This window comes from Burkholderia sp. Ac-20344, assembly GCF_017104975.1.
Classification (GTDB): Bacteria; Pseudomonadota; Gammaproteobacteria; order Burkholderiales; family Burkholderiaceae; genus Burkholderia.
Genome location: NZ_JAAGPP010000004.1, coordinates 106631 through 121558, shown reverse-complemented (window position 1 = coordinate 121558; position 14928 = coordinate 106631). Strand labels below are relative to the sequence as shown.

Below are 14928 nucleotides of genomic sequence, written 5' to 3'. Positions count from 1 at the left end.
GTGTCTCACTATGATTTCACCTTCCGATGAATCGATGCTTGTTGCCACATCGATGGGAAACAGGATTCGCATGCTGCGACGGCAGCTCAAGCTCACGCTGTATGTGACCGCGGCGGCGGCCGGCATCTCGAAGCCGTTCCTGTCGCAGATCGAACGCGGGCGCGCGATGCCGTCGATCGCGACGCTCGTCGGGATCGCAAAGGCGCTGGGCGTCACGATCGACCATTTTGTCGGGTCGACGTCCGATGCACCACCGGCGTGCCAATGCGAATCGCTGCAGCACGTTGGCGTCGAGCCGCTTGCGAGCGCGTTTGCGCAGCTTTCGCACCTGGCGAGCGGAACGAAGCTGGATGCACGGTTGTTCCGGATCCCGGGCGGCCAGACGGCGCCGGGAGGCGCGGCCTATGCGGGAGAGGCGTTCCTCTACGTGATGAACGGCGAGCTCGAGCTGACGATGAACGACCGCACCGTCGTGCTGAGAGCGGGCGAGACCGCGCATTACGAGTCGCACCCGGCCCTGGTGTGGAGCAACGCGGCCAACGAAGAAGCGGTGGTCGTCTGGTTCGGTGCGCCGGCCGGCGCCTGAGAGAACAAGAGAACGCATCCGTTCTGCCGGATTATTACATAAGGATTACTGATTGTTTGTCGAAGGAACGGGCAACGTGCGCGGCCGGATTGGCTGCATCGGGACGGAAAGGCGGGAACAGGCACACGCACGCTCTTCACGCCCGCCGTTGCGGTTTCTCGACACCGGGCGACGAAGACGGCAGTGAGTGGCGCAAGCGCCGTACGTGCCGCATGGCGGGCGAGTTCGAAGGTGTGCAGGTGGCGGGGCGGCAATAACGGGGACCGGTATGCAGACGCGTGGAAGCGGGCAAGGATTCACGCGATCCAGGGCAAAACCGGCGGGTTCTTACTGATGAACGAGTGGGGCAAAATGAAGCAGAGAACTTTGGCGTTGGCTATCAAGAGGATGATCTGGGCGGAAATGGCGCTGACGGCCACGCTGGCGGCACCGGCATTCGCGCAGAGCCAGCCGTCGCCCGGGGGGGCAGCGGTCGCGGACGCGGTCGCGCAGGAGGCGCCTGAGGCAGGAGCCGGCGGGGACTCGGCGGCGCCACGCAAGAATAAGGTCGCGCAGATCAAGCGCTTTGAAGTGACGGGCTCGCTGATCCGCAGCGCGGACAAGGTCGGCTTCAACCAGGTCCAGACCGTCACGGCGAAGGACATCGAGGCAAGCGGTCAGAACAGTGTGGCCGACTTCCTGCGCAGCACGACCGCGAATTCGGCGAGCAGCTGGGCGGAAGGCACGACGAACAGCTTCGCACCCGGAGGGGCCGGCATTGCATTGCGCGGCCTGTCCGAGAAGTACACGCTGGTCATGATAGACGGCCAGCGCGTTGCACCCTATGCGTTCTCGACGAACGTAACGGACCAGTTCTTCGACCTGAACACGCTGCCGCTGAACATCATCGATCGGATCGAGATCGTCAAGACCGGCGCGGTGTCGCAGTATGGGTCGGACGCAATCGCGGGCGTGGTCAACATCATTACCAAGAAAAACTTCCAGGGCCTTCAGCTCGACGGCAGCTATGGCGGTGCGACCCAGAACGGCGGCGGTGCGGGTACCACCAAATTCAGCATCCTCGGCGGTTTCGGCGATCTCAACGCGGACCGCTTCAACGTGACGGCGGCCGCGAGTCTCTACCGCTTCAACGGTGTGTCGGCCGCGGATCGCGACACCACGCAGAACCAGAATTTCTCGAACTTCCCGGGCGGCCTGTTCAACCAGTCGCCGTCGTACTGGCGTGACCCGACCGGCGCCCGCGTGCCGCTCGGCGGGTGTCCGTGGGGCGGCGCTCCGATCGCCGGCAGTGCCACCGCGCGAATCAACGGTCCGGGCACGATCTGCCAAACCAACACCGCCTATGCGACCTCGCTGTCGCCGTGGACTGAACGCTTGAGCGCGAAGGTGCACGGCGACTTCAAGATCAGCGATTCGATGCAGGCCTTCGCCGATCTGTGGGAAAGCAACAATACGACGAATACCAACAACTTCGTCGGCGGTCTCGGCAACAGTACACAAGCATTCGACCCGGCAACGGGCGGCCTGCGCCCGATCTCGAACGTGGTGCCGGCGAGCAACCCGTACAACCCGTTCGGCGTGCCGTCGAAGCTGGTGTACTCGTTTCCGAACGCGCAGTCGGTGCGTACCAGCGCGAACTTCTGGCGTGCCGCGACCGGTTTGAAGGGCTCCTTCATCGCGCCGTACGTCGGGGACGTGGACTGGTCGGCCGCCTATACGCATTCGCAGGATACGGTCTCGAACACGTTCTCGAACCTGATCAATGCGAACGCGCTGCAGAACATCGTGCAGAACGGCGTGTTCAACTTCTCAAACCCGTCGAGCACGCCGAACGGCCTCGCGGGTCTCTACGGCAGCACCTCTTCGCAGGCGATCACGAAGCTGGACGCGCTGGACGCGACGATGTCGACACCCACGCTGTTCAAGCTGCCGACGGGTAACGTCGGTCTGGGGCTCGGTGCGCAGTTCATGCACCAGAGCCAGTACATCGGCACGGGCGCGGGCTACCAGGACGGGACGTTCATTTCGCCGGCGCTGCAGTCGGTGAGCGGTCAGCGCAATGTCGCGGCGATCTACTACCAGATTGATATTCCGATCCTGAAAAACCTCACCTTCAGCCAGTCTGGCCGCTACGACCACTACAGTGACTTCGGCGGTGCGTTCTCGCCGCGTTTCGCGTTGCGCTTCCAGCCGGTTCGCGAGCTGACGATGTACGGTTCGTACAACCGGGGTTTCCGCGCGCCGACGCTGATCGAGAACACCTCGTCGCGCAGCTTCAGCGCACAGGGCGCGGTCGATCCGCACGATCCGAACAATCCGGGCGCGTACGGCCTGGTCGAGGAAGTGCAGGCCGGCAACCGCAACCTGCAGCCGGAACGCACAAAGAACTACAACGTGGGTTTCCAGCTGTCGCCGGCCCGCAATACCGATATCGGCTTCGACTGGTACAAGATCCACATCGACAACGTGATCGGCACGGCGGACATCCAGCAGAGCGTCGACCAGAACGATCCGTCGCAAGTGGTGCGTAACGCGAATGGCTCGATCGCGTACGTGCTGATGCCGTTCCAGAACCTGTCATCGCTCGACACGGATGGTTTCGAAACCACCTTCCGCCAGTCGGTACCCACCAGGATCGGGACGTTCACTCTGTCGGGTGACTGGGCCTACGTGTGGCACTTCAAGATGCCGGTCGGCGGCGTGAGCACCGACTTCGCGGGCAACAACGGTTCGCTCAACCAGCCTTTCGGCGGCAGCTTCCCGCGCTGGAAGGGCAATACGAGCCTGAGCTGGAACTATCAGAGCAAGTGGAATGCGACGCTGACCTGGATGTATACGGGCCCGTACACGCAGGCGATCCTGTCGCCGGGCCAGTATCCAAATATGGAAGGCAGCGTGGCGTCGTATAGCCAGTTCAACCTGATGGTCAGTTATACCGGCATCAAGCATTGGACGATCTATGCGGGCATCGACAACATCTTCAATCGTGCTCCTCCATTCGATCCGGTCTACATGAACTCGAGCTACCAGACCGGCTACGACTCGTCGCTGTACACGTACATTGGCCGCTTCGCGCAAGTCGGCGCGACCTACCGGTTCTGACGCTCCGAGCCCACGCGTGCCGCCGGTCGTTGCCGCGACCGGCGGCACGCACCCCGTATTTCGAATCGACATCGTGCCGGCCGCGCGCCGGTGCGATCACACGAAGACCGATGATGACAGTATCGATGTTGCATGTGCGGCGTGCGCAGGCGATCGTGACCGGGGGCGCGCGTGCCGCATGCATGGCAGCGCTCGCGTACGGTATTGCGACCGCGGGGGCCGCGGCCGCGCCGGCGATCGCGCAGTTCGGCCAGCCGAAGTATCCCGCGGGATTCACGCATTTCGCCTATGCGGACCCCGATGCGCCGGACGACGGCACACTCGATTTCCAGAACTACGACACGGCGCAGAGCTACGATTCGCTGAATCCTTTCCTGCTGCGCGGCTCGGCCGCACCGGACATCCGGAACCTGATGTTCGACACGCTGATGCAGCGCAGCTGGGACGAGCTCGCTTCCGAGTATGCGTTGATCGCCGACGACGTGCAGGTCGCGCCTGACGGGATGTCGGCGACGTTCCACATCGATCGGGCCGCACGTTTCTCGAACGGCGACCCGATCACGGCGGCCGACGTCAAGTACTCGTTCGACACGCTGTCGAGCCGACAGGCGTCGCCGATCGTCAATGCGCAGTTCGAGGTGATCCAGCGCGCGGTCGTCGTCGGCCCGCAGACGGTCCGCTTCGACTTCAGGCACCCGGAACGCAATGCCGCGCTGATCGCGGGCGATCTGCCCGTGTTCTCGCCGAAGTGGGGCATGCGCGCCGACGGCACGCGACCGTCGTTCGACCAGCTCGCGACCGTGCCGCCGATCGCGAGCGGAGCGTACCTGATCGGGCAGCGCAAGAACGACAAGGAGATCGTCTACGTGCGCAACCCGCGCTACTGGGCGGCAAACCTGCCGTCGCGACGCGGCATGTACCGCTTCGCGCGCGTGTCGTTCAAGCTGTATCTCGACCAGTACACGATGCTCGAGGCGTTCAAGGCAGGCGACACCGATGTGCGGATGGAGTACAGCGCGACGCAATGGGCGCGCCGCTACGTCGGCAAGAATTTTCGCAACGGGATGCTGAAGCAGGGCGAATTCCCGGACGGCCCCGCACAGATGCAGGGCTTCCTGATGAACATGCGCCAGCCGATGTTCCAGGACGTGCGGGTGCGGCATGCGCTCGCGCTGGCGTTCGACTTCGACTGGATGAGCCGGATGATGTTCTACGGGCAGTATCGCCGCACCAACAGCTTCTGGGAGGCGAGCCCGTTCGCGGCATCCGGCATGCCGAGCGAGAAGGAGCTCGCGCTGCTCGAGCCGTTCCGCTCGGTGCTGCCGCCGGAGGTGTTCGGCCCGATGGTCAAGCAGCCGTCGACGTTGCCACCGAACTCGCTGCGCGCGAACCTGAAGCAGGCGCGCGACCTGCTTGCACAGGCCGGCTGGCACTTTCATGACGGTGCATTGCGAGACGCGAACGGCACGCCGATGACGATCGAGATCATCGACGACCAGCCCGGCATGGACCGGCTGATCCTGCCATACATCCAGGCGCTCGGCACACTCGGTATCCGCGCGTCGCTGCACGAACTCGACAGCGCGCTGTATCAGCGACGCATGGACAACTTTCAGTACGACATGACGACCTTGATCTATCCGCCCGTCACGATCCCGGGCGCGGAACTCGCACGCCGCTTCGGTAGTGCGGCGGCGTCCGAGATCGGTTCCGAGAACTACCCGGGCGTGCGCTCGAAAGCGGTCGACGCGCTGATTCGCGCGGCATCCGCGGCCAATACGCTGAGCGATCTCGAAACGGCGACGCGCGCGCTCGATCGCGTGCTGATCAATCTTTACGTCATCGTGCCTCAGTATTACCTGCCGAACGCGCGGATTGCCTACAAGGCGACTTACGGGCATCCGGCGGTCATTCCAGACTCTTACCAGTACGAGGACTGGATCATCGACTACTGGTACCGGAAAACGCCGGCGGGCGTCGCGCCGGTTTCCGCGGCATGGCGGGGAGCGCAACGATGATTGCCTACATATTCCGGCGGCTGCTACTGATGATCCCCACGCTGATCGGCGTCGTGACGATCACGTTCGCGGTCACGCAGTTCGTGCCGGGCGGCCCGGTCGAACAGGTCCTCACGCAATTGCGTCACGGCAGCGCGCGCGGCGGGGAGGCGGGCGGCGCAGGCGGCTACCACGGCAGCCAGGGCGTCGACCCGCAGCAGATCGAGCAGATCCGCAAGCAGTTCGGCTTCGACAAGCCGCCGCTCGTGCGCTACTGGATGATGCTGAAAGCGTACGCACGCTTCGATCTCGGCGAGTCGTACTTCGTGCATGCGCGGGTGTGGGACGTGATCCGCTCGAAGCTGCCGGTGTCTATCACGCTCGGGTTGTGGACGGTGTTCCTCACGTATCTGGTGTCGGTGCCGCTCGGCATCGCGAAGGCCGTGCGCAACGGGTCGCGGTTCGATACCGTGACGAGCGTGCTGGTGCTGGCAGGCTACGCGGTGCCGGGGTTCGTGCTCGGCGTGCTGCTGCTGATGCTGTTCGGCGGCGGCACGTTCTGGCAGGTGTTCCCGATGCGCGGGCTCACGTCGGACAACTTCGACGACCTGACGCTGATCGGCAAGGCGCTCGACTATCTGTGGCACATCGTGATGCCGGTGACGGCGTCGGTCATCGGCAACTTCGCGATCGTCACGATCCTGACCAAGAACACGTTCCTCGACGAGATCGGCCGGCAATACGTGCTGACCGCGCGCGCGAAGGGCGTGCCGGAGCGCGACGTGCTGTGGAAGCACGTGCTGCGCAACGCGGCGATCCCGTTGCTCACCGGGCTGCCGGCCACGTTCGTCGGCGCGTTCCTGAACGGCAACCTGCTGATCGAGACACTGTTCTCGCTCGACGGCATGGGGCAACTGTCATACGACTCGGTGATCCGCCGCGACTATCCGGTCGTGCTCGGCTCGCTGTTCCTGTTCACACTCATCGGTCTCCTGACCAAACTCATCGCTGACGTCTGCTATGTCCTCGTCGACCCCCGTATCCAATTCAACCGCCTGGACCACTGAGCGCGGACAGGCCGGCCATTCCACGTCACCGTGGCGGCGCACGTGGCGACGGTTTCGCGCCCAGCCGCTCGGCTACTGGAGCTTCGTGATCTTCGTTACGCTGTTCGCGATCAGCCTGTTCGCCGACGTATTGTCGAACGACCGGCCGCTCGTGCTGCGCTATGACGGACACTATGCGTTCCCGATCGTGACGGACTATCCGGAGACGCGTTTTGGCGGCGACTTTCCCGCGAAGACGAATTATCTCGATCCGGCCATCCGTGCGAATCTCGACGCGCACGGCAATTTCGCGATTTACCCGCCGAACCGCTACCGCTACGACACGATCGACTATTTCGCGTCGCGGCCGTATCCGGCGCCGCCGTCGTCGAGCAACTGGCTCGGTACCGACCAGTTCGGGCGCGACGTGCTCGCGCGGCTGCTGTACGGGTTCCGGCTGTCGGTGCTGATGGCGTTCGCGCTGACCGCGTCGGGCATGCTGATCGGCGTGCTGACGGGCGCAATGCAGGGCTTTTACGGCGGCCGCACCGACCTGGTCGGCCAGCGGCTGATCGAGATCTGGAGCGCGTTGCCGGACCTGTACCTGCTGATCATCTTCGCGTCGATCTTCACGCCGTCGCTATGGCTGCTGTTCATCCTGCTGTCGATGTTCGGCTGGCTCGTGCTGTCCGACTACGTGCGTGCCGAATTCCTGCGTAACCGCGCGCTGGACTATGTGAAAGCGGCGCGCACGATGGGGCTGACGAACACACAGATCATGTGGCGCCACGTGCTGCCGAATAGCCTCACGCCGGTGATCACGTTCCTGCCGTTCCGGATGAGCGCGGCGATCCTGTCGCTGACGAGCCTGGACTTCCTCGGGCTCGGCGTACCGCCACCGACGCCGAGCCTCGGAGAACTGCTCAAACAAGGCAAGAACAATCTCGATGCGTGGTGGATCTCGGTGTCCGCGTTTGCAGCGCTGGTGGTGACGCTGCTGCTGCTGACGTTTATCGGCGACGCGCTGCGCAACGCGCTCGACACGCGCACGCGCGGGTCCGCCTTCGGCGGAGGCCAATGATGACGATCCCGTTGCTGGAAATCGACCGTTTCTCTGCACGATTCGGTAACCGGACCGTCGTGCGTGAGCTGAGCCTGTCGGTTGCAAGCGGCGAGCGGGTTGCGCTCGTCGGCGAATCGGGCTCGGGCAAGAGCGTGACCGCGTTGTCGATCCTGAGGCTGATGCGACAGGCGAGCCTGTCGGGGCGCGTGCTGTTCGACGGCGAGGACCTGCTGACGAAGACCGAGCAGCAGATGCGCCGCATTCGCGGCGCGGACATCGCGATGGTGTTCCAGGAGCCGATGACCGCGCTCAATCCGCTGTATACGATCGGCAAGCAGATCGCCGAAAGCCTGCGGCTGCACGAGGGGCTGCGCCCGGGCGATGCGCGCGAGCGCGGGATCGCGCTGCTGCGTCGCACCGGGATTCCGGAGCCGGAGCGGCGCATCGACAGCTTCCCGCATCAGCTGTCGGGTGGGCAGCGGCAACGCGCGATGATCGCGATGGCGCTGGCGTGCCGGCCGCGCTTGCTGCTTGCAGACGAGCCGACCACCGCGCTCGACGTGACCGTGCGACAGCAGATCGTCGATCTGCTGCTCGAACTGCAGGCGCAGGAAGCGAGCGCGCGCGGGATGACCGTGTTGCTGATCACGCACGACCTGAACCTCGTGCGGCGCTTCGCGCAGCGCGTCGCGGTGATGGAACACGGCGCGCTTGTCGAGACGAACGAAACCGGCGCGCTGTTCGATGCGCCGCGACACCCCTATACGCGCCGGCTGCTCGACAGCGCGCCGCGCCGTGCGATCGAACCGGTCGCGGCCGATGCACCGGCGATCCTCGACGTGCGCGGGCTCGCGGTCGACTACCGGATCGACGCGAAAGGCTGGCGCGCGGTGTTCGGTCAAACCGTGTTCCGCGCCGTGCATGACGTGCGCTTGCGCTTGCGCCGTGGCGAGACTGTCGGGATCGTCGGCGAATCGGGCTCGGGGAAATCGACGCTCGCGGCCGCGGTGCTCGGCCTGCAGCAACCGGCGGCCGGCGAGATCGCGATCGACGGGCTGCCGCTCGAGACGCTGCGCGCGAAGGCGGGACGCCGTGCGCTGTACGGGCGGTTGCAGGTCGTGTTCCAGGATCCGTTCGGCTCGCTGTCGCCGCGCATGACGATCGAGCAGATCGTCGGAGAGGGGCTTGCGCTGCATCGGCCGGAACTGGCGGGCGACGTGCGCCGCGCGCGGGTCGCGGCGCTGCTGGAGGAGGTCGGGCTGCCGGTCGACGCGATGCCGCGCTATCCGCACGAGTTTTCCGGCGGACAGCGGCAGCGAATCGCGATTGCGCGTGCACTGGCGGTGGAACCCGAGCTCCTCGTGCTCGACGAGCCGACCAGTGCCCTCGACGTATCGATCCAGAAGCAGGTGCTGGCGCTACTGACGAACCTGCAGGCCCGGTACCGGCTCAGCTACCTGTTCATCACGCACGATCTGGCCGTGATACGGGCGATGGCGCATCGCGTGATCGTGATGAAGGCGGGGCGCGTGGTCGAGGAAGGCGAGACGTTGCAGGTGCTGCATTCGCCGTCCCATCCGTATACCCGTGCGTTGATGGCGTCGTCGATGCTCAACGACGACACTGGCGCACGAACCGTGCAAGCGTGCGCATCACTGGCGGATAGCCCCGCGAATGCGTCGGGCGCTGAATAACCCGGAGGAATGCTTCGGTGTCTATCCGTGCGCGCTGCGGATCGGCGAATTGCCCGACAGCAGCTTCATGGCCACCCGCGTCGGCAGCGTGCGCCGCGTGATCTGCACAAGCCCGGCCTATCTCGCGGCGCATGGCACACTCGCCGAGCCCGCCGATCTGGCACGGCATCGATGCATCACGTTCGAGGTGCCGGCGTCGGGCCGCTGATCGACTGGCAAAGGTGCTGAATGGCGGTCCGTCGCGCGTCGACCGCCGCGCCAACCGGACGAAGCGCGTTTTCATCGGAAGGGCGATCGAGACGCGCGCGAGCCGGTGCGCGGGAGCGCCAAGCGTACCCGCATCCGCATCCGCATCCGCAAATCCGTCGGCGGCCTGGGCGTCGGTCAATACCCCGACCCGCTCCCCCCCTGATCGGTCACGATCGCAACCCCCGAGCTCGTGCCGAGGCGCGTCGCGCCGGCTTCGATCATCGCCAGCGCGGCCGCGCGGTCGCGCACGCCGCCCGATGCCTTCACGCCGAGCACGGGGCCGACCGTGCGGCGCATCAGCGCGACATCCGCGAGCGTCGCGCCGCCGTGGCCGAACCCTGTCGACGTCTTCACGAACGCCACACCGAGATCGCGGCACATTTCGCACACGCGCACCTTCTCGTCGTCGGTCAGCAGCCCCGTTTCGAGGATCACCTTGAGCGGTACCGCGCCGCATGCGCGGTGTACGGCGTCGATGTCGGCCTTCACGTCGTCGGCGCGGCCGCTCTTCAGCGCGCCGATGTTGATCACCATGTCGATCTCGCCGGCGCCCGCCGCGATCGCGGCGGTTGCTTCGAATGCCTTGGCGGCCGACAGCCCTGCGCCGAGCGGAAAACCGACCACGGCACAGACGAGCACGCCGGTCGCGGCAAGCTCGCGCGCGGCGAGCGGCACGTTCGCCGAATTCACGCAGACCGAGTAAAAGCGATGCTCGGCCGCCTGGCGGCAGAGTTCGCGGATCTGCGCGTCGCTCGCGTCGGGCGCGAGCAGCGTGTGATCGATGGTTTGAGCGAGTTGGGCGTTGGAAAGCGGCATGTTTCAGGACTCCACGGAGCGTGTGCCGGAAAGGCACACGTAAAGTTGATGTTTTCACATCGGTTTGTTACAAATACGACATTCCGGCCGGGCCCGCGCGCCCGGCACGACAAGCGACGGATGCGACGGGTACGCAGGATACTGGCATGGAAACGAAGAAGAGCGAACGGATCAAGACACTGATGAACGTGCTGCAAGGGCAGAACGCGATTCATCTGAGGGAAGTCGCCGAGTTGTTCGGCGTGTCCGAAATGACGATCCGCCGCGATCTCGCGGACAACCCGCACGGCCTCAGCCTGATCGGCGGCTACGTGACGCGCCACTTCGCCGCGCAGCGCAGCGACATCGGCGAGTACGTGGTCAGCGCCGAGAACAACCGGCAGACCGAGGAGAAGCGCCGCATCGGCAAGTTGGCCGCGCAGTTCGTGACGACCGGCGACACGATCTTCGTCGACTGCGGCTCGACCACGCCGTTCGTCGTCGACTTCATTCCGGACGACCTCGAATTCACCGCGGTCTGCAATTCGCTGAACGTGTTCGCGAAGCTGCAGCAGAAGCCGCATTGCAGCGTGATCCTGTGCGGCGGCGCGTACCACCGCAAGAACATGGTGTTCGAGTCGGTGGCCGAGACGGGCATCCTCGACACGGTGCGCGTGTCGAAGGCGTTCATCTCCGCGGCCGGCGTGAGCGATCGCTGCGGCGTCACGTGTTTCAACTTCCACGAAGTCGACGCGAAGAAGAAGGTGATGGAACGCGCGCAGAACCGCTTCCTGCTCGTCGACCACACGAAGTTCGACGAAGTGCGCGCGGCCTATTTCGCCGAGCTGACCGACTTCAACTACGTGATCTCGGACGGGCAACTGAGCCGTCGCTACGAAACGGCGATCCGCGAACATGGGATCGCGCTCGTGACCTGACGGCGCGCGGCCGCGCATCGCTTCACGCATTGCGTGCTTCCGCCGCGCTCAGGTAGCCGGTGACGACGTCGAAGCGGCGCGTCGCGCCCGGCGCGAGCGTCGCGACATGGCCCTTGCGGCGTTCGGCTTCGTAACCTTCCGGCTCGCAGGTCGACGGCAGCGCGAACGCGGCGACCTGCTGGTCCGCGTTGTGCAGGATCCAGCGCGTCGCATGCGGGAACTGCTCGGGGCGGTACGCGGTGTGGAATGCGCCGCCGTCCGGATGCACGAGCAGGAAATGCGCGACGCCGTCTGCATCCGTTGCCACGTCGTTCATGAAGAACACGATCTCCGGGTCGTAGAGCGCGGGCGCATCGAGCGTATGAAGCCGTTCCGGTTCGCGCGCGAGCGTGGCCGTATAGTCGCGCCACGCGGCGGTCGGCTTCACGTGCGCGGGCACGCTGTCGCGCAGCCGCAACCCGCCGCGCGCCAGCGACTGCACGAAACGGCCGCCCGGCACGTACGCGTAGTTCAGGTGCGCCATGTACATCAGGTCCATCGGCGTGCCGCCGAGATTCGTCACGTCCATCGCGATCGTCATCTGCGCGTCGTGCTCCGCAAGCCGCACCGACGGACGCGCCACATAGTGGCTGCCGAAACCCTGTACGTATTCGTACTCGCCGGTCACTTCGACGAACGCGCCGCGTGCATCCGCGCCGACGACGAGGCTCGCGCGATCCATCGGCGCGCACGGCATCTCGCCGTGCAGCGCGTGCGTGTCGTCCGGCCCCGGGCAGCCGTTGCGCAGCAGCCCGCTGTGGAACATGAAGCAGCCGTAGGTATCGATGATCGACGCCGCGCGCTTCGGTTGCCGGAACATGTGCTTCATCGTCAGGTCGCGCCCGTCGAATGCGGCGGCCCAGATCATCTGGCCGAGATACGGCAGCACGACGAGATGGCCGCGGCGGTTCTCGAGCTTCAGCGCCTCGACGCCGGACGGATACGCGAACGCGGTGACGGTGAGGCCGTCGGTGCGATACAGCGTGTGCGGCGTGTCGCGGAAGTCGTCTCGCCGCAGTTCGATTTCGCCACGCATGCTTACGCTCCCGACGTGTTGCGCGTGGCGGCGTAGTGCGCAGGTACGTTGCCGTCGGCGGCTGTGTCGGGCGTCGCGGCCGGCAGGTGGCGCAGGCAGTAGAAGCCGTAGTAGACGATCACGACGAAGCACGCGAGCGGCACGACGAATGCGAGCTGCATGTTGCCGCCGGTGTGATCGGAGATCAGCCCCTGGATCAGCGGCACGACCGCGCCGCCGACGATGCTCATCACGAGGATCGAGCCGCCGTATTCGGTGTCCTTGCCGAGCCCGTCGATCGTCAGGCCGTAGATGGTCGGCCAGCACGGGCCGAGGAACACGCTCACGCCCACGGCCGCATAGACGGCGGTGATGTTGTGCACGCTGATCGTGTACGCGAGCAGCGCGATGCACAGGATGCCGTAGACGATCAGCACCTTGGCCGGGCCGACGCGCTTCATCACGAGCGTCGCGACCAGCTTGCCGACGAAGAACGCGAAGAACGTCGCGAGCAGGTAGTGCGACGCGCCGCGCTCGGTGAGGCCGCCGATCTGCATCGCGAGCCGGATCGTGAAGCTCCACACGCCGACCTGCGCGCCGACATACAGGAATTGCGCGACGATGCCCGCGACGAAGCGCCGGTTGCCGAACAGGCGTGCGAGCGTGCCGCGCGCGTCGATCCGGTGCGTGGCCGCGCCGGGGCCGTTGCCCTTGCAGGCCGGGTAGGGCGTGAGCGCGAACACGATGAACACGGCGATGAGCACGACGATCAGCCACTTGTACGGCTCGAGCGTGGCCTGGATCATCGCGAGCTGGTGCACGTGAGCTTCGGCCGCAGACATCGCGGCGAGCTGCGCGTGCGACGCGTCGCCTTCCTTGAAGATCAGGAAGCTGCCCATGTAGACGCCGGCCATCGCGCCGAACGGATAGAACGTCTGCGAGATGTTCAGCCGGCGCGTGCTGGTTTCGCGCGGGCCCATCAGCGTCGAATACGAGTTCGACGCGGTCTCGAGGAACGACAGGCCCGCCGCGATCACGAACAGTGCGACGAGGAACATCCCGTACTTCGCCATCGATGCGGCCGGGAAGAACAGCAGGCAGCCGGTCGTGTAGAGCAGCAGGCCGACGAGGATCGTCGTCTTGTAGCTGAACTTCTTCACGACGGTCGCGGCCGGAATCGCGAGGAAGAAGTAGCCGAGATAGAACGCGGACTGCACGAATGCCGATTCGAAATCGGACAGGAAGAACGACTTCTTGAACTGCGCGATCAGTACGTCGTTCAGGTTCGCGGCGGTGCCCCACAGCGCGAACAGGCAGCACAGCAGCGTGAACGCGAAGAGCGGCGTGCGATTCAGGTAATAGCCGTCGGGTGTATGTTCGATTCTGGCTCGGCCCATGGGCGTCTCCTTCCCGGTTGTCTCGTCGATGAAGGCGCCGTTCACATGCCGGCGTCGCGGAGGAAGCGTTCGAACGTCGCGGTGTCGGCGTACGACTTCTGCGTGCCGAGGCCCGTGACCGAATGCGCGGCGTACGCGGACGCGTAGCGCATCGCGGCGAGTGCATCGCGCGACGCGGCGTAGCAGCGCGCGAAGCAGCCGATGTACGCGTCGCCGGCGCCCGTCGTGTCGCGCGCGTCGACCGGTACGCCCGGCACGTGCCGCACGCCGTCGCGCGATACCAGCAGCGAACCGTTGCTGCCGAGCGTGACGAGCACGTGCTTGAGCCCGCGCGCGACCAGCGCTTCGGCGGCGCGCGCCGCGGTATCGCGCGAATCGACCGGCATGCCCGACACGATCGCGAGCTCGGTTTCGTTCGGCACGAAGAATTCGACGGTGCGGATCCGCTCGAAATCGAGGTCGGCCACCGCGGGCGCGGGGTTCAGCAGCACGGGAATGCCGTGGCGCGCGCCGAATTCGATCGCGTGATAGACGGTGTCGAGCTCGATTTCGAGCTGCAGCACGATCAGCGCGCATTCGGCGAGCTGCGGCGCGGCCGCATCGATGTCGGCCGGCGTCAGGTGGCGGTTCGCGCCCTTGACGATCAGGATGCTGTTGCTCGAATCGGGTTCGACGAAGATCGGCGCGACGCCGCTCGGCACGCCGGCGACCTTGCGCACGTGCGTGGTGTCGATGCCTTCGCGCTCGAAGTTGCGGATCGTGTTGTCGGCGAATACATCGTCGCCGACCTTCGTGACCATCACGACGCGCGCGCCGAGGCGGGCGGCCGCGACGGCCTGGTTCGCCCCCTTGCCGCCGCAGCCGAGCTCGAAGTTCGGTGCTTCGAGCGTTTCGCCCCGGGCGGGCATGCGTGCGACGTAGGTCACGAGGTCGACCATGTTGCTGCCGATGACGGCGATTGTCTCCATCTGCGTCTCTTCCTTGGTATGGGATGCGCCGCGCGCGTG

General features: G+C 65.6%; 11 protein-coding genes and 1 pseudogene. 8 read left to right on the top strand and 4 right to left on the bottom strand.

Going from position 1 to position 14928, the window contains the following annotated elements:
- Positions 1-10 precede the first annotated feature (10 nt).
- The 7 genes and pseudogenes from G3N64_RS02755 to G3N64_RS02725 all read left to right on the top strand — a co-directional run.
- Positions 11-586 carry an XRE family transcriptional regulator gene (locus tag G3N64_RS02755; protein WP_205782231.1) on the top strand — a complete coding sequence of 192 codons (576 nt, stop codon included), beginning with the start codon at positions 11-13 and terminating at the stop codon, positions 584-586.
- A 351-nt stretch (positions 587-937) separates the two neighbouring features.
- Complete coding sequence (locus tag G3N64_RS02750) at positions 938-3688, top strand: TonB-dependent receptor (protein WP_205782230.1); 2751 nt, start codon at positions 938-940, stop codon at positions 3686-3688.
- A 182-nt stretch (positions 3689-3870) separates the two neighbouring features.
- Complete coding sequence (locus tag G3N64_RS02745; protein ID WP_241020738.1) at positions 3871-5706, top strand: extracellular solute-binding protein; 1836 nt, start codon at positions 3871-3873, stop codon at positions 5704-5706.
- Complete coding sequence (locus G3N64_RS02740; protein WP_205782228.1) at positions 5703-6752, top strand: ABC transporter permease subunit; 1050 nt, start codon at positions 5703-5705, stop codon at positions 6750-6752. The genes G3N64_RS02745 and G3N64_RS02740 overlap by 4 nt, the downstream gene beginning before the upstream one ends.
- Entirely contained in the window at positions 6706-7812 is a 1107-nt protein-coding gene (locus G3N64_RS02735) for an ABC transporter permease (protein ID WP_205782227.1), read from the top strand. Before G3N64_RS02740 ends, G3N64_RS02735 begins: the two co-directional genes overlap by 47 nt.
- On the top strand, positions 7812-9488 hold the full coding sequence (locus tag G3N64_RS02730; RefSeq protein WP_241020732.1) for a dipeptide ABC transporter ATP-binding protein: 1677 nt from the start codon (positions 7812-7814) through the stop codon (positions 9486-9488). The genes G3N64_RS02735 and G3N64_RS02730 overlap by 1 nt, the downstream gene beginning before the upstream one ends.
- Positions 9489-9519: 31 nt before the next feature.
- A pseudogene (locus G3N64_RS02725) lies at positions 9520-9687 on the top strand (LysR substrate-binding domain-containing protein); the annotation flags it as partial.
- 185 nt (positions 9688-9872) lie between these two features.
- On the opposite strand, the gene deoC reads toward G3N64_RS02725, so the two are convergent.
- A complete protein-coding gene (deoC, locus tag G3N64_RS02720) occupies positions 9873-10553 on the bottom strand; it encodes a deoxyribose-phosphate aldolase (RefSeq protein ID WP_205782226.1) in 681 nt (226 codons plus the stop codon).
- A 146-nt stretch (positions 10554-10699) separates the two neighbouring features.
- Between deoC and deoR the strand changes: the two genes are divergently transcribed.
- Positions 10700-11470 (top strand): DNA-binding transcriptional repressor DeoR, encoded by a 771-nt coding sequence (gene deoR / locus G3N64_RS02715; protein ID WP_205782225.1) that lies wholly within the window; start codon positions 10700-10702, stop codon positions 11468-11470.
- A 22-nt stretch (positions 11471-11492) separates the two neighbouring features.
- Here deoR and G3N64_RS02710 read toward each other — a convergent pair whose 3' ends face one another.
- Genes G3N64_RS02710 through rbsK form a run of 3 tightly spaced genes read right to left on the bottom strand, consistent with a single transcriptional unit; the run spans position 11493 to position 14889 of the window.
- A complete protein-coding gene (locus G3N64_RS02710; RefSeq protein WP_205782224.1) occupies positions 11493-12545 on the bottom strand; it encodes an aldose 1-epimerase family protein in 1053 nt (350 codons plus the stop codon).
- 2 nt (positions 12546-12547) lie between these two features.
- On the bottom strand, positions 12548-13921 hold the full coding sequence (gene fucP / locus G3N64_RS02705) for an L-fucose:H+ symporter permease (RefSeq protein ID WP_205782223.1): 1374 nt from the start codon (positions 13919-13921) through the stop codon (positions 12548-12550).
- A 41-nt stretch (positions 13922-13962) separates the two neighbouring features.
- Positions 13963-14889 (bottom strand): ribokinase, encoded by a 927-nt coding sequence (gene rbsK / locus G3N64_RS02700; protein ID WP_205782222.1) that lies wholly within the window; start codon positions 14887-14889, stop codon positions 13963-13965.
- Positions 14890-14928 lie beyond the last annotated feature (39 nt).

Excerpts from the sequence above, each read along its gene's own strand:
- G3N64_RS02755 (WP_205782231.1), top strand. The coding sequence starts at position 11 with ATGATTTCACCTTCCGATGAATCGATGCTTGTTGCCACATCGATGGGA.
- G3N64_RS02750 (WP_205782230.1), top strand. The coding sequence starts at position 938 with ATGAAGCAGAGAACTTTGGCGTTGGCTATCAAGAGGATGATCTGGGCG.
- G3N64_RS02745 (WP_241020738.1), top strand. The coding sequence starts at position 3,871 with ATGGCAGCGCTCGCGTACGGTATTGCGACCGCGGGGGCCGCGGCCGCG.
- G3N64_RS02740 (WP_205782228.1), top strand. The coding sequence starts at position 5,703 with ATGATTGCCTACATATTCCGGCGGCTGCTACTGATGATCCCCACGCTG.
- G3N64_RS02735 (WP_205782227.1), top strand. The coding sequence starts at position 6,706 with ATGTCCTCGTCGACCCCCGTATCCAATTCAACCGCCTGGACCACTGAG.
- G3N64_RS02730 (WP_241020732.1), top strand. The coding sequence starts at position 7,812 with ATGACGATCCCGTTGCTGGAAATCGACCGTTTCTCTGCACGATTCGGT.
- deoC (WP_205782226.1), bottom strand. The coding sequence starts at position 10,553 with ATGCCGCTTTCCAACGCCCAACTCGCTCAAACCATCGATCACACGCTG.
- deoR (WP_205782225.1), top strand. The coding sequence starts at position 10,700 with ATGGAAACGAAGAAGAGCGAACGGATCAAGACACTGATGAACGTGCTG.
- G3N64_RS02710 (WP_205782224.1), bottom strand. The coding sequence starts at position 12,545 with ATGCGTGGCGAAATCGAACTGCGGCGAGACGACTTCCGCGACACGCCG.
- fucP (WP_205782223.1), bottom strand. The coding sequence starts at position 13,921 with ATGGGCCGAGCCAGAATCGAACATACACCCGACGGCTATTACCTGAAT.
- rbsK (WP_205782222.1), bottom strand. The coding sequence starts at position 14,889 with ATGGAGACAATCGCCGTCATCGGCAGCAACATGGTCGACCTCGTGACC.